The following is a 14,157-nucleotide window of genomic DNA, read 5'->3' on the forward strand; positions in this document are numbered from 1 at the left end:
TGCCAAGCATATTACTATTTTTTGATGTTTTGGTAGTAATAACCCAGTTCGCTGATTTCTTCGTCGGTTAAGGTTTGCGCGATGATGCGCATCCGGCTGTAGATGTCGTTGTGACGTGTACCATCCTTAAATGCATGCAGTGTGGCTGAGATGTAATCCGCATTTTGGCCGGACAGCGCTGGAATGTCGACCACTTGGCCCTTGCCGTCACCGCCGTGACACACTTCGCAAGGCGGCAACACCCGTTCGCTACTGCCGCCTTTAACCAGAGTTTCGGCTTTTTCATAGACCATGACAGTCTTTGATTGGAACGCTGGTGTTTGCGAGCCGAACCATACCGCCAAATCGGCGGCGTCTTGTTTGCTGAGCGTTTTAGCCAAACCGGACATCATCGCGTTATCCCGGCTACCGTCAGCGTAGTCCTGCAATTGCTTATATAAATAAGTTGGCAATTGCCCGGCCAGTGACGGGAAAGCCGCCGAGGTACTGATGCCTTTTTCGCCGTGACAGGCGTTGCAAGTCTTGGCCAGTGCTTCGCCTTTTTGCGGGTTGCCGGCTTTCACGAAATTTAACTGATCGGCGGTCCAGGCGACTTGCGACGACGGTTGTGCAAACGCGGCGCTTGGCAACAATAATGCTGCGCTTAAAATGAGTTTTTTCATGATCAGACCCCCCATCTGCCTGAACCAAAGGTTTCCATCAAGAAAAATTGCAGGATCGGATAGCCGAAGGCAATTAGCATGAATACGCCTATCACGATGTTCCATAAGGTGAAGCTGTTTAGGTAGCCGGGCAAGTAGTCAGGGCTGTCGAACTGTTCGGCATATTCGACTTCACCGCTGAATACTTCAGTGCCGGTTTGAGTTTTATAGAGGTTATACATCAACAATCCCGCAGAAAAGATCAGGATCAGGCCGCCGAATATCATGGTTACTTCATAAGGCTCCCATGACAAGGTCAATAAATTATTGTAATTGACACTGTCGATGCGTCTCGGTTGGCCCAACAAGCCCAAGATGTGCCAAGGCGTGGTCATGATGACCATGCCAACGAACCAGGTCCACAATTGAGTGGTAGCCAACGAGTTGCTAAATAGGGGCTTGCCGGTCAAAACCGGCCAGAAGTAATAAGCAATCCCGAAATACATGATAATGGTCGTGCCGCCGAAGATCAGGTGAAAGTGACCGGAAATCCAGGCGGTGTTATGCACCATGGCATTCATCGCGTAGCTGGCGTTGACCAAGCCACCGAAGCCGCCGAAGATCAGCATCAACAAACCCAGGATAATCGCCAGTACCATCGGATTATGCCAAGGCAAGGCGGCTATCCAGCCGAACAGGCCTTTACCCCCGCGCAAACGACCGGCAATTTCCAGTGAGGCAATCACCGTAAAGCCGGTAACAAAGGTCGGCAAGGTCACCACGAATGTGCCGATGGCATGCAAAATCTTCCAGCCGTGATTCTGTTCCGGGTCCATGTACAAATGATGGAAACCGATCGGCAGGCTGAAGACCACCAGCAAAATAAAGGCGGCACGCGCCATGATGTCACTGAACAAATAGCCGCCAGCCTGCTTTGGTACCAAGGTATAAAAAGCGGTGTATGTAGGAATTAACCAGAAATAGACGATGGGGTGCAGGGTCCAAGCGAAGAGCGTCCGGGCCAGACCGGGGTCTATGGTGTCAATCAAGCCCAAAGCCCAGGGAATCAATTGAAATAATACTTCAGCGGCTACCCCGGCACTGGTCCACAGCCATAATATTGCGTTGGCAGTGGTGGCAAACATTGCCAGCGGCACCGGCTTACCAGGATTTGCTTTTTTCCATTGCATGTACATGACGATCATCGTCACGGCCCAAAACCAGGAGCCCACCACCAGTAAGGTTGCCCCTATGTAGAACAAAGGATGCGCTTGCAAGGGCGGGTAAAAGGTAAACATCACCGAGGCCGCGCCACCTAACAACGGCAATGCAGCCAGAACCACGCCGGTTAATGCCACACCGAAGCCGGTCCAGGCGAAGGTTTTATTCCAGACCGGCAATTTCAAGCTGCTGGTGGCTACGTAATAGCCAAAACCCATGATAAAGAAGGTTGTCAGTACAAAACCCATCAAAACGCCGTGAGTACTGACCGATGCGTAATACACTTCCCGCGATTCCAGAATTTTGAAAAAGCCGCTACGTTCGATGACTTGATAGCCGCCCATTACACAGGCCAACGCGAACGCGCCAAACGCCACCCAGAAATGGGTCAGCGCCAGTTTTTTTTCCGCTACGTTATCCATGATTTACTCCCCCTTGTTTGTTGAGCGCTTCCCACTGCGCTTTGCCGACTACCTTAATATTGCTCCACATGTGGGCGTGGCCCATGCCGCAATACTCGTTGCACAGCAGCGGATAGTCGCCAGTATGGTGTAACAGGGTTTTGACTTGCGCGACATAGCCGGGCACAATCATCGTGCTCATGTTGGTCATAGGGATATGCACGCCATGAATGACGTCGAGGCTGACCCAGCGGAAGGTAATGTTGGTTTCTGCGGGTAAAACCAGGTCTTTAGGGTAAAACCCGTAACGGCCGGCCACCATACGGACAGTGATGCTCCCGTCGGGATGCTCTTGCACCCCGAGCTTATCTTCGGCAAATTCTGCCGACAGATGCAGTTTGGCCGAATCGATGGCTTCAACATTACTCGGGGCATGAATGCCATGGAATAATGCGGAAGATAAAATGACTACTACAAATAGTCCCGCGATCATTAGGGCAATAGCTGCCCACTGTTTTTCCAGTTGATGAATATGCATTGGACCCCCTAACCGATATGGCCACGAGGTAAGAACACCCCGTAATACATCAGCAGCCAAGCTATCACCATGCCGCCGCTGACGATCAGCATTAATGCCCAGGTGCCGATTGGGGCGCTTTGCAGAATTTCTTTACGTTCTTCTTCAGAGAGATTGTTCATATCCTTCCTTCTTGTATGCGTTTTGATAGGAATTATGTTGGCAACCAACGGCATGAACAGCAGGGGCTTTGTCATTCTTACCGATGACTTTACCATCTGATTGCTGGGGTAATCATACCCTTAGCTTCGGACTAATCGAAAGCGATAAATCAGTGGTACGAATTGTTAGAGGAGGATTGGCTGAAAGCTTGCTGAGAATGGCCTCGGCTTTTAATGGGGCGGGGAATACGATGGAGAGCGGGAGATTTAGAAACCCTGCGCGGTTGGAAATCTCCGATGCGTATGTCAAAAAGCCAAAAAACTGGTAATGGCGAAGTCGGCATGTCACTATTTGGTGCAAATAGATAGTTAGACCTTATAAAAATTACCACGACCCGCAAGCATGAAACACCTAAAAACTGCTTGCAAGAGTCCGTGCCGAATCACTAACCAGCGGTAGCCACAATGAATCAACCGATCAACGAATTTCAAGAAACGCCGCCCCGCCATGTGAAATATCGATTACTCGGGTTTTCGAATGCGGCGTTATTGCTTGCAGCTTGTAACTTTGTGATCTGGTTATTTATTTTATTTCCGATCTATGCTGCTACGGATGGCGTGTCCAACAGCGATGGCTTACGCTTCTTAGTTGTGTCTTTTATCGTGATGGATCTGGTCGGTTTAGGATTGGCTTCCGTGGCGATGTTCAAGTCGAAACTCCGCAAAACCATGGCTAACTACGGATTTGTGCTTAATGTCGCGATGATAGGTTTAAATCTTTCGGTATTTCCGTTTTAGAGAGTTGGCAATCGCGCAAAGGAAAAAGCCTGTAGCGTTTAGCTACAGGCTTTTTATTTAGCCAGCTAAGTGGCGACGGGGTCCGAAGGGCTATGAAAAAGTGGGTAAGCGCCCCCTTTTTCGGGAGAGGTGGCTCACCAAGTCATGCTTATAACCGACCTGACATTTTTGCTTGGGTTGTAGGTGTAACCCGTCGCGGTAACGCTTTTTAGCGTGTAGGTGGCTGAACCGCCAGTTCGCTTAGCGGTGGTGGCCGATTGAATAACGATGCCATTCGCGTCGGTTTTACTGGTGATGGTGCCGGTCATTGAGCCGCTGAAAACTCCCACAACCGTCGCATTTGGCACCGGTTTGCCTTTAGAGTCGATCAATCTGACTGTCATTCTGGCCTGGACATTCGTACTTTTAACGATTGACATACCTATCGTAGACACCCACATGGTTGGCAGGGGCGGTGCGGTGACGGTAATTTGCACCGTTTTGGTGTCGGTCAATTGATATTGATTGGTAACCAGCAATTTAACGGTGTAGGTGCCAACTGTCGTAAAAGTATGAGCTGGATTCGACCCGGTCGCGCTGGTGTTATCCCCAAATGACCATTGATAGCTGGTGATGTTGCCATTGCCAACTGTGTTATTGGCCGAGAAATTTACCGTTAACGGTGCAGGGCCTGACAAAGTTGAGGCGGATATGCTGCCAACTGGCGGTTTTGTCAGGACTGTGCCGGCTGGCACGTAATTGCCGGTGATCTGGTATTGCCCCAAGCTGCCGTAAACCGGGTAGCCCGCGTCGCCGCTGATTGCTGCGCGACCTGAACTTGCTACAGCCAAATAATACGTGCCTGCCGGTACCGATTGGTTGATTGCGGCCGTTAAAGTGGTTTCCGGCGCGTTGGTAGCAACCACGGCACCGCTGGCGTTATACAAAGTCAGCTTAATATCCAGGTTTGGACCTACCGCTGCCGGACTGGCTGTCAAGTTAATAAGCCCGCCACCAGTGCTGACCACAAACATATCAGTATCGGTTGATGTTTCGATGACGCCGAAAGTTTGAATATTCAGTGCAGTGGCAGTACCGATATTTTTCAGAGAGCTTGCTGTACTTGGTGTATTACCGTAATCGTCGCTTCGAGCCAGAATGCCGTAACTGGCAAGGGTCCCAATATCATCCTGTTGATTGTTGGCGTTTGGATAGCTGCCCGGGTTCCATTGCGTCAGATTTTTGTAATAGCCCACACCCATAATCGGAGCCCAACTGGTGACGCCGGTACCGTGGCCAGTGTAATAGCCGGTGCTAGGATTTTGGCCGTCGTGTTGCAGGCCTAGGTTATGGCCGGCTTCGTGAGAGATTGCTTCAGCGATGTATTTTTCGTTGTTTGCCAAGCCGTCTTGGAACACCCAGGCCGGTTGGTAATAAGCGTTGTTGACGAAATTGACTACGCCGACATAGGCAACACCGCCGCAACCGCAGTTAAATACGGTTTTGGTGACCACCACGCGTATTCCATAATTGGTATCCGCCGCGCTGGTGCGGAATAAGGCATCGTTAGTCGGCAGTTGGGTGGTCACGTCCACATCGAAGGCGATGTAATCTTCCGCGACCCGATTCCACATGCTAATGATGTTACTGCGCTCCGTGTCGTCGAAAACGCTGGGGTTGCCGGTCAGATCGTAAGCTGGCGCGTTAATGGTGGAGGCGGACCAAGCGGTGCCCTGAGCAATATGACCATCGAAATCCAGGTAAATGGTTTTGCTTGCACCAGGCTTGCTGTGCAATACAAAGGCGTTAGCCAGCGCCGCTTTCGATGCTATAGGTACCGGCGGATTGCTGGTGCCTGTTGTGCCGGCGACATTATTGGGCGATACCAGATTGCCGGCTTGCGTTTGATTTTGCTGATCGGCTGTATTGTCCACATATAATACTCTGCCGTTACCGTCGACCCGCATCGTCTCGTCTTGAGTCAACATTTCCTTGAATTTTTCCGGGGTCAAACCATGATTTGACGCCACTTTGGGCAAATCGGCACCCAGCATATCGATAGCGTATTGGCCTTGATAATTGACCGGCAATTCGACCATCCCACCTGTGTTAGACGGCGTAGTAGAGGCGTTACTGGCGATTGAAAGCGGATCGCTGCCGTCGCCGTTGGCGCCGGTGTCGATGACTTGTTTGATTTTTCCTTGGTCGTCGATTTGTACCGTGTAGTTGCGGCCCTGCATCACAGTGGCAACCAGATCGCGATTTTGGTCGAGATCCTTGCCGATCAGGCGGGACGTATCTGCGGCAAACGCCATTGTGGAAAAAAGTAGTCCGGCGGAAATAGCGGATGCCAGAGTTTTGGGTTTTTTAAGGATATGAGTAGTCATATCGGTCACCTTTGGAGTTTAACTTCAGCAAGCACACCAACCGAGCCAACTTACTGAAGCGAGATCGCCTAGCGGCGTCTCGGGGTAAAAATAGTGCTACCGTTTTGGTACCGGTAATAAACGATTAAATTTTCTAATCGGGCGGCAATGTAACATCCAAAAATATATTCGGTGAAATACGGTCCAATTTTTAAGTGTTCAGTCAAAAAACGTCTGCGAAAAGTCCGGGTTGGCGCACAAAAATGTCCCAGCCGATACTGGTAAAGCGCACGAATAGGTTTAATTTTTGGTGAGGGTATTGTACGGACGAGTGTTAACGAACGGTTTGCGCGCCGATTATTAGCTCTCTAGCGCAGTTGGCTGATTGCTTAATGGGGGGCTTTAGCGATATGAAATCAGTTAATCCTTTGCAGCTATGCCACAATAGGCGGTTGGAATCATCTGTGTTTGTAAGCGGGGCTTTATAGAGCAACTGTGTGCGTCGATCAGTTGATGAAGGTCGGTAAAAAAGATGCTCATTGGTTGTTAACAGGCCGTTTTTGCCTTGGCGGCTTTTCACGAATGAACGCCGGCGCACAAAAGATTTCCAGCGTGGTACCTACTCAATAATTATTATTAGCGACGGTTTGCTCAGGAGCAAATATGCGAACAGTTAAATCAAAATTAAAAAAAAATCTGGTCATTTTTCTGGTGATGGCTGCTTTTTCTGCATTTAATCCAGCGCTTGCCGAAACGGCTGGGGCTGATGATAAGGATGTTCATCACGAACACAAGAGTATGGATTGGCCAGGGATTTATACTGGCTTAACCCCTTGTGCCGACTGTATCGGCGTGAAAACCACACTGGCCTTGAACAAAAACGGCAGTTATCTGCTGATGACCCAGTTTTTGGGGAAATCGGAACGGGAGTTTACTGAAAAGGGTAAGTTTGCCCCTGGCGAAAAAGCCAATACTCTGGTTTTGACGCCAAAGAATGGCTCAACGTCGCAGCAATATCTGGTTGAAAAAGATGCGTTGATTCAGTTGGATAACAGCGGCAACCGGTTCACCGGCAAACTTGCGGATCGCTATATTTTGCGTAGAACCAGCGTCACCGATAAGCAGCCTGAACATTCCGGGCATTGATTTAAACCTTAAGCCGGGTGGCCGCGTGCGCTGGCGGCCACCCGGAGATTAGAACTGTTATATCGATTTCTGCTGGTTTTTGCGCCGAAAATAGACAATGGCTAAAAGTACCGTCAAGGCCAACGCGCCAAGCATGAAACGCGGTTCCACGACCTTCACCGAATGATTTTCGTCTTTGAATTTGAACTTGGCGAGTACGCCCAAGGCGGGGTCGGTAATGTCGATGGTAATCGATTTGGCGGCAAGATTTAAAAATTGCACTTCGCTGCCATCGAATGGCTTGTTGTTACGGGTATCGTTGCTGACCATGCCAGGATAAAGCGGTGTTTCAGCAAGTTGCGAGATGCTCAACTGCTTGGCGATTTCTTGCTCAAGCTCGCGAGTGGTTTTGCCGTCGGTTTTGATATGAATCGGTTTTTGGTCGTCTATCTTAATCTCGATTTCGCCTTGCGAGGCGGTGAGGGCTTTTTTCGAGGAAAAGCCGTCCAAATATTCCACATCCGCGCTGAACACCAGATCAAAAGCCACTTGCACGCCGTCGGCGTTGAAATTTTTATCGGCAAGATCGAAACGCAAGCCTTGGTTGCTGTAATCTCTCACTGTTATCGTTGTCAACGAATAGCCGGTTTTGTTGGCGATGATTAATTCTGCTTGTTCCGGCGGTTGGGTAATGGTGATGCCGCGCCAATTCGGATCCAGCTGAATCATGCCGTCCTTCATCGATGTGAGCAGTTTTTTTGTGACCGCGTGAGGCTGTGTCGCATCATCAAATTTGTGTGCATTGAGAAAGCTCAAGCCGGTAGAGCGATACAGCTCTCCATCGTCGATACGCCATTCCGCCGTGTATGAAAACAGCGAATCGCTGGTTCTGCGAGGCATGCTGGTATGAATGCGCAATTTATCCTGCTCTGCCGGCGTAGTGAGTGCAAAGGCTGATTGGACAAAAACACCCGACGAACAGAATGTCAGAATGATGGCGAGAGTCGTTCGTTTCATCGTGGTTCCAAGCAAAAAGAAAATTACGTTAGCATAATGCGGCGTAAATGACACAACCTTTGATTAGTCGGACCTTAACGCCACTAATTTGTAGTGTTTGCCAGTGCTGATAATTTGCGGAAAACTAGGCTTTGCTTCCTGGTGTTTGCTCTGAAAAGGAGGCGGTTTATGTTCGGGAACCAAAAAAATTCACCGCTTGAAATAAATTTTCAAGCAAAAAATAGGGATATTGAGGCCGGCAAACACCACGTAGCAAGCGCTCGAATATATGTTCTGTACTACAATCCCAGTGCGCTGGGCGGCTGGGTGCTGAATCAGGCTGTTTTAAGTCAATAAGTTGCCAGCAGGGTATCGGTAAAATCCGAAGAGGGTAGAAGTGGACGAATCGATAGGGAGTATAAATAGTGGGAACTAGAATTTTTCCGCTAAATTGTTCAAAAAATTAATAGATTAATAAGGAAATGCCGTTATGACATTAGATTCTCATGCTGCTAAATTAAAAGAAATGGCGGAGAAAATTATAGATTTTACGCCTCAAGAAATCAGTAGTATTACGCCGGAAGAAATTCAACGTTTATTTTATGATTTACAAGTTTATCAAATTGAGTTGCAAATGCAGAATGAAGAGCTGCAAAAAGCGCAATTTGAATTGTCCCGCTTAAATAATAAATTAAATTTTACCTACCATTGTGTTCCGGTGGGTATTATAACCCTAGATTATCAAGGCTTCATAGAACAAGCGAATCATACCTTTGCAGATATGTTGGGCTATAAAGCCAGTAAATTGCAGAAAACGCATTTTTCCAAGCTAATTTTCGAAGAAGACAAGAATATATTTATTCACCGTTTTGATGCCTTTTTCAAAGCGCCAACCAATAAAAGCTTACAGTTGCGTTTGCAAGGGGATAAGAATTTTGCTTTCCCTGCTTTAATCAAAGGTAATGCGGATGACGGTAGCGATACGGCGAGCGAATCGTTCGATTTGAAAACGCGTAAATTAATCGTGACTATCACAGATATTAGCGACGTGAAAACAGACGCAAATAAGACTTGAGTGTACTGTCGCAGCGTGACGGGTAAAGTTGTCCAGAGGCTTTATTAATTTAAACGATTGATATTAAATAACATGGTTTTATGGATAATGAAAACACTGTAAAAGTGCCGCCGCAGTACATTGTCGGGATCGGCGCTTCCGCCGGAGGCTTGGAGGCGATTGAGGCATTTTTCAAGAATATGCCTGCCAATAGCGGCTTGTCGTTTGTAGTGATTCAGCACTTGTCACCGCAGTATAAAAGTTTGATGGCTGAACTATTGTCCAAACATACTGCTATGCCGGTAAAGCGCATCGAGGACGGTATGAAAATCGAGCGCAACACCGTCTACTTGATTCCACCCCGGAAAAACGTCACGGTGTTTCACAATCAGCTGTTGTTGGCCGAGCAAGACCCCAGCAAAGGCATTAATCTGCCGATCGATATATTTTTGCGCTCCTTGAGCGAAGACGCCAGAGAACTGGCTGTAGGCATTATTTTGTCCGGCACCGGCAGTGATGGCACGCGTGGTATTCGCGCCATCAAGGAATTTGGCGGCATGGTCATGGTGCAGGATGAAAACTCCGCCAAATTCGACGGTATGCCCAAGAATGCTTTTGCTACCGGTTTGGCGGATTTTAGTTTGCCGCCGGAGAAGATGCCCGATCAGTTGTTGGCTTTTGTTAAGCATCCCTATGCCACCTTGCAGGAAAAGCATATCGTTTCTTCCGACGATAGCGACATCACGCGGATTTTTTCGATTCTTAGGGAAAAGTGCAAAATCGATTTTACCTTTTATAAACCCAATACGGTGGTTAGACGCATTGAACGGCGCATATCTATCAATCATTTAAAAGATATATCAGAATATTTAAACTTATTACAAACAAATCCTCACGAAGTTTTGGTTTTATTTCAGGAATTGTTGATAGGCGTTACCAGTTTTTTTCGCGACGAGCACGTATTTGATGATATTCGCGAGCATTGGTTGAAAAAAGTCGTCAAATTATTACAAGAAGATGAGTTGCGAGTTTGGGTGACCGCATGTTCCACCGGCGAGGAAGCTTATTCCTTGGCGATGTTGTTGTCGGAATACCGGGAGTATTCCGGACATTATTTTCGCGTGAAGATTTTTGCGACGGATGTCGATCTTACGGCCATCGAGAAAGCCAGTAATGGCAAATATCCGGAAAGTATTATCGCGGATATTCCACCTAAGCTTTTGTCAAAATATTTTATTCGCCGGGAAGATTATTTTCAGGTCAGCCAGAAAATTCGGGAAATGGTGGTGTTTGCCCAGCATAACCTGATTAAAGATCCGCCGTTTACCAATATTCATATACTAAGCTGTCGAAATGTGTTGATTTATTTACAGCCGGTATTGCAAAAGAAAATATTGGAGTTATTCAACTTTTCTCTGGTAAAGGACGGCTTGTTGGTGTTGGGTACCAGTGAAACGATAGGCGATATGGGTGAGTATTTCGATGTGGCAAGTGCCAAATCAAAACTATATCGCTCTAAAGGCAAATATAAATCCTTGGGTTTTACTGCATCTCCCAGTGCTTTAATGACTTACTCGCCGTATCCGACTTCTGTGCGCTCATCGAATGCGCTTAGTGGTCAGGAAGAAAGAGTATTGGATAGGTTCATCAGGGCAATATCCAATGATGTATTGCCGTTTACGATGATAATCAACGAGAATATGGAAATATCCCATATTTTCGGCGATTCCAAGGATTATTTGAGTTATCCCAGCGGCAAGCTGGTGAGTAATGTCAGTAAAATTGTCAAAAAAGATTTATCCATACCTATTTCCACAGGTATTCAAAAAGCCTTAAAAACGAATAACGAAATTGTGTTGTCCAATATTCGGGTCAGAGAGCAGGACAGTTTGCGGACGTTTAGACTGCAATTTAAACCTCTGCCGGGTAAGAAGGGCCAAGAAATCTTAGTGGCGGCGATGATCACGGAGACGGTCGATCCTTCCTGTTTCAGCGAGACGGAAACCTTGGTCTACGATGTCAATTTGGATGCCAAACAACGCATTATCGATTTGGAGCAAGAATTACAATTTACCCGCGAAAACCTGCAAGCCACGGTGGAAGAATTGGAAACCTCCAACGAGGAGCTCCAGGCCACCAACGAAGAATTGTTGGCGAGTAACGAGGAGTTACAGAGCACCAACGAGGAGTTGCAATCGGTTAACGAAGAGCTTTACACCGTTAACGCCGAACACCAGGGCAAGATAGTCGAACTGACCTTATTGAATAACGATTTGGATAATTTATTCAATAGTACGAATATCGCTACCTTGTTTTTAGACGAGAATCTGGATATCAGGCGTTTTACCCCGAAACTACAGTCGATATTCCATATTTTGGAAACCGATCTCGGGCGACCGTTTTACCATCTAACCCATACCATTAAAAATCTCGATGTCATTGCAGTGGTTAAAAGTGTCAATGATAGGCACAACTGTTTTGATCAAGAAATTCAGCTGGAAAATGGTACCTGGTATTTATTGCGGGTTATTCCCTATGTAGTTTCCGCTAAAGTCAATGCCGGTGTCATTCTGACATTTGTGGACATCAATCAGCTGAAAAGTGCGCAACTGGAATTGCATAAGCGTGAGGAGCAAGAAACGCTGAGGCTGGCCAAGTTTGTACAGTTTTCCAATGATGCGATCACCTTGCTCGATCCGGACGGTACCATTGTGACCTGGAATCACGCCGCCGAGAAACTCTATGGTTGGTCGGCGCATGATGCGCTGGGGATGAATTTTTACAATTTAATTCCGGAAGAGGAAAAACATTTTGCCAAGCAAGGTCTGAACAACTTGAAAGTGGGTAACACCTTGCCGTCTTTTCAGGCCAGACGGCTCACCAAATCCGGAAAGGTGGTGCACGTTTCGGCGTCGGCTTGCATGTTTCAAGCGGAGAACTCGGCCAGAGAGTTAATCGCTTTGACTGAGCGCGACTACGTTCACCAACATCAAGTTGAAAAACAGGAATGTTTAAATTGTTTGCAAAAACTGGCAACGATAGTGATGGACACCGATGAGGCGATAATTCTATTTGAAGTGTCGGGTAAAATTACGGCTTGGAATAAGGGCGCCGAAACCTTATACGGCTGGGATAGCTTGGATGCAGCCAGTATGACGTTTACAGAGATCGTCTCGGAGGATGAACGGGCCATTACTCAACAGTTGATTCAGGAATTGATAGTCGGTGGCGGCGTGAAAAGTATCAAGACCAAACGCCTCACCAAGGATCAGAAAATCATCCCGGTGCGCATGCATGCCACCGTGCTGGGTAATCGTTCAGGAGAAGCGTTGTTAATAGTCAGCAGTGAAAAAGCGGTGCGCTGAGCGGCTAATATCAAGTTGCTATTAAGGCAAGATTTCGGCTAACGATTGCTCCACAGTCAGCAATTCCGCCGGCGTATTGATGTTGACGAAGATGTGCGGCGTGTCGCTGAAATCCACCTCGACCATTGAATGCCGATGAAACCAAGTCTGCAACTTGCGCTCACCGCTACGCAGGTAATTCTGTAAATCAGTTTGCAAGCTGGTTTTCAGCACTGCGAAAACCGGGTGTAAGCGTTCGCCGTCAAACGCCACGGCGATGTCCGCATCCTGGCTAATTAATGCGTCGAGCAAGCGTTGCAAATGCATGCTTGCTACCAGCGGCGAATCGCACGGCGCTACCAGTAATATCCCATGTTGTGTGGCCTGCATCGCCGCCAAGATACCGGCTAGCGGGCCGTCGAAGCTTGGTTCGGCATCGCTGATAACCGGGTAAGCGAATTGCCGGTACTGGTCTTGATGGCGATTGGCGCTGATTAATAATTCATCCACCAACGGGGCCATGGCAGCAAGCGCATAGCTAACCAAGGGCCGGTTATTGCACAACATCAAGCCCTTATCTTGCTCCTGCATGCGTCTGGCCATGCCGCCCGCCAGCACCACGCCGCTAACTTTGTTTTGCCCGCTCATGATGGTAAGCTTTCTCGATGTTAAAAAGACTCGTCATTTTCGCAAGCCTGCCGTTGATTGCAAGTTGTGCCGCGCAGCCTCTGCATACCGAAGAAGTCACGTATTACCAGGTGGAAACCAGCAAACCGTACGACGAAGTATTGGCGGAACTGGAAGTGGCGATTGCCGAACACAACTTTCGCATCACCGGCCACAGTCGGGTGGGGAAGGTGATCCGTGATAGAGGGGCCACGAATTTTCCGGAATACGATACCGTACAGTTTTGCAATCTGACGTTGGCAAAGGTCGTGCTGGAAATCACCCCGCACGCGATAGGCTATATGCCCTGCAATGTGGTGACCTACCAATTCGAAGGTAAAACCATCGTCAGGACGCATCTGTTGCCGGAAGATACCGGCAACCCGGCCTTGAATAAATTCGCCAAGGAAATGAACCCGCAATTGCGACAGATTGTCGACTTCGCCGCCGAACAATAAATATCCCTACAACGATAAAAACCGAGCATCATGAAAAAATCATTCTTCGCTACTCTCGCTGTTGTAACGCTGCTAAGCGGCTGCGCCACGACTCAGGAAAACTCAAAGCCGGAGGCCGCCGCTGCCGAACCTGCGGCATTGGTCAATGACTATCCCACCCGCGACCGCGTCGAATATGTGTTGGAATGCGTCGCCAAGCACGGCGGCCTGACTTATATCAGCCAATATGCCTGCGGTTGCAAAATCGATAAAATCGCTGAAAAACTCAGTTTTGAAGAATACGAGTCAGCCAAAACCTTTACCCAGATGCAAAAAACCCCAGGCGAAGCCGGTGCGGCGTTTCGCGATCCTAAACAATCCAAGGATTTGCGCACCAAGTTGAAAGATGCTGACGCCGAAGCGGAAAAAGCCTGTTTCGTTAAATAATTCC

At 48.1% G+C, this 14,157-nt stretch carries 13 protein-coding genes; 6 read left to right on the plus strand and 7 right to left on the minus strand.

What is annotated here, in order from left to right; translation table 11 throughout:
• Positions 1-14: 14 nt before the first annotated feature.
• From METH11B_RS0121560 to METH11B_RS29590, 4 genes are read right to left on the minus strand one after another with little or no spacing between them, the layout of a single operon-like run.
• Positions 15-662: a c-type cytochrome gene (locus tag METH11B_RS0121560; protein WP_036276305.1), complete on the minus strand. Its 648-nt coding sequence runs from the start codon at positions 660-662 to the stop codon at positions 15-17.
• 2 nt (positions 663-664) lie between these two features.
• Positions 665-2,284, minus strand: coding sequence for a b(o/a)3-type cytochrome-c oxidase subunit 1 (locus METH11B_RS0121565; RefSeq protein WP_026603813.1), 1,620 nt, complete (start codon positions 2,282-2,284; stop codon positions 665-667).
• Complete coding sequence (locus METH11B_RS0121570; protein ID WP_020485101.1) at positions 2,277-2,801, minus strand: cytochrome c oxidase subunit II; 525 nt, start codon at positions 2,799-2,801, stop codon at positions 2,277-2,279. The genes METH11B_RS0121565 and METH11B_RS0121570 overlap by 8 nt, the downstream gene beginning before the upstream one ends.
• Positions 2,802-2,809: 8 nt before the next feature.
• Complete coding sequence (locus METH11B_RS29590; protein ID WP_026147195.1) at positions 2,810-2,962, minus strand: hypothetical protein; 153 nt, start codon at positions 2,960-2,962, stop codon at positions 2,810-2,812.
• Between the two features lie 444 nt (positions 2,963-3,406).
• Here METH11B_RS29590 and METH11B_RS0121580 point away from each other — a divergent pair, with 444 nt between their 5' ends.
• Positions 3,407-3,739, plus strand: a complete 333-nt coding sequence (locus tag METH11B_RS0121580; protein WP_026603814.1) for a hypothetical protein — start codon at positions 3,407-3,409, stop codon at positions 3,737-3,739.
• A 134-nt stretch (positions 3,740-3,873) separates the two neighbouring features.
• On the opposite strand, the gene METH11B_RS28030 is transcribed toward METH11B_RS0121580, so the two are convergent.
• Positions 3,874-6,105 carry a PKD domain-containing protein gene (locus METH11B_RS28030; RefSeq protein ID WP_081733860.1) on the minus strand — a complete coding sequence of 744 codons (2,232 nt, stop codon included), beginning with the start codon at positions 6,103-6,105 and terminating at the stop codon, positions 3,874-3,876.
• A gap of 642 nt (positions 6,106-6,747) precedes the next feature.
• Between METH11B_RS28030 and METH11B_RS0121590 the strand changes: the two genes are divergently transcribed.
• Positions 6,748-7,230: a copper resistance protein NlpE gene (locus tag METH11B_RS0121590; RefSeq protein WP_026603816.1), complete on the plus strand. Its 483-nt coding sequence runs from the start codon at positions 6,748-6,750 to the stop codon at positions 7,228-7,230.
• Between the two features lie 57 nt (positions 7,231-7,287).
• Here the strand turns inward: METH11B_RS0121590 and METH11B_RS0121595 are convergent, their stop codons facing one another.
• Entirely contained in the window at positions 7,288-8,226 is a 939-nt protein-coding gene (locus tag METH11B_RS0121595) for a hypothetical protein (RefSeq protein WP_026603817.1), read from the minus strand.
• A gap of 469 nt (positions 8,227-8,695) precedes the next feature.
• Between METH11B_RS0121595 and METH11B_RS0121605 the strand changes: the two genes are divergently transcribed.
• Both METH11B_RS0121605 and METH11B_RS0121610 read left to right on the plus strand, forming a co-directional pair.
• Entirely contained in the window at positions 8,696-9,280 is a 585-nt protein-coding gene (locus METH11B_RS0121605) for a PAS domain-containing protein (protein ID WP_026603818.1), read from the plus strand.
• A gap of 80 nt (positions 9,281-9,360) precedes the next feature.
• The gene (locus tag METH11B_RS0121610) at positions 9,361-12,624 is read left to right on the plus strand and encodes a chemotaxis protein CheB (RefSeq protein WP_026603819.1); all 3,264 of its coding nucleotides are present in this window, start codon (positions 9,361-9,363) and stop codon (positions 12,622-12,624) included.
• Positions 12,625-12,645: 21 nt separating this feature from the next.
• Here the strand turns inward: METH11B_RS0121610 and mobA are convergent, their stop codons facing one another.
• On the minus strand, positions 12,646-13,251 hold the full coding sequence (gene mobA / locus METH11B_RS0121615) for a molybdenum cofactor guanylyltransferase MobA (RefSeq protein WP_026603820.1): 606 nt from the start codon (positions 13,249-13,251) through the stop codon (positions 12,646-12,648).
• A 17-nt stretch (positions 13,252-13,268) separates the two neighbouring features.
• Here mobA and METH11B_RS0121620 point away from each other — a divergent pair, with 17 nt between their 5' ends.
• A complete protein-coding gene (locus METH11B_RS0121620; protein ID WP_026603821.1) occupies positions 13,269-13,727 on the plus strand; it encodes a DUF302 domain-containing protein in 459 nt (152 codons plus the stop codon).
• Between the two features lie 30 nt (positions 13,728-13,757).
• The gene (locus tag METH11B_RS0121625; RefSeq protein ID WP_026603822.1) at positions 13,758-14,153 is read left to right on the plus strand and encodes a hypothetical protein; all 396 of its coding nucleotides are present in this window, start codon (positions 13,758-13,760) and stop codon (positions 14,151-14,153) included.
• Positions 14,154-14,157 lie beyond the last annotated feature (4 nt).

This window comes from Methylomonas sp. 11b, assembly GCF_000515215.1.
GTDB lineage: Bacteria > Pseudomonadota > Gammaproteobacteria > Methylococcales > Methylomonadaceae > Methylomonas.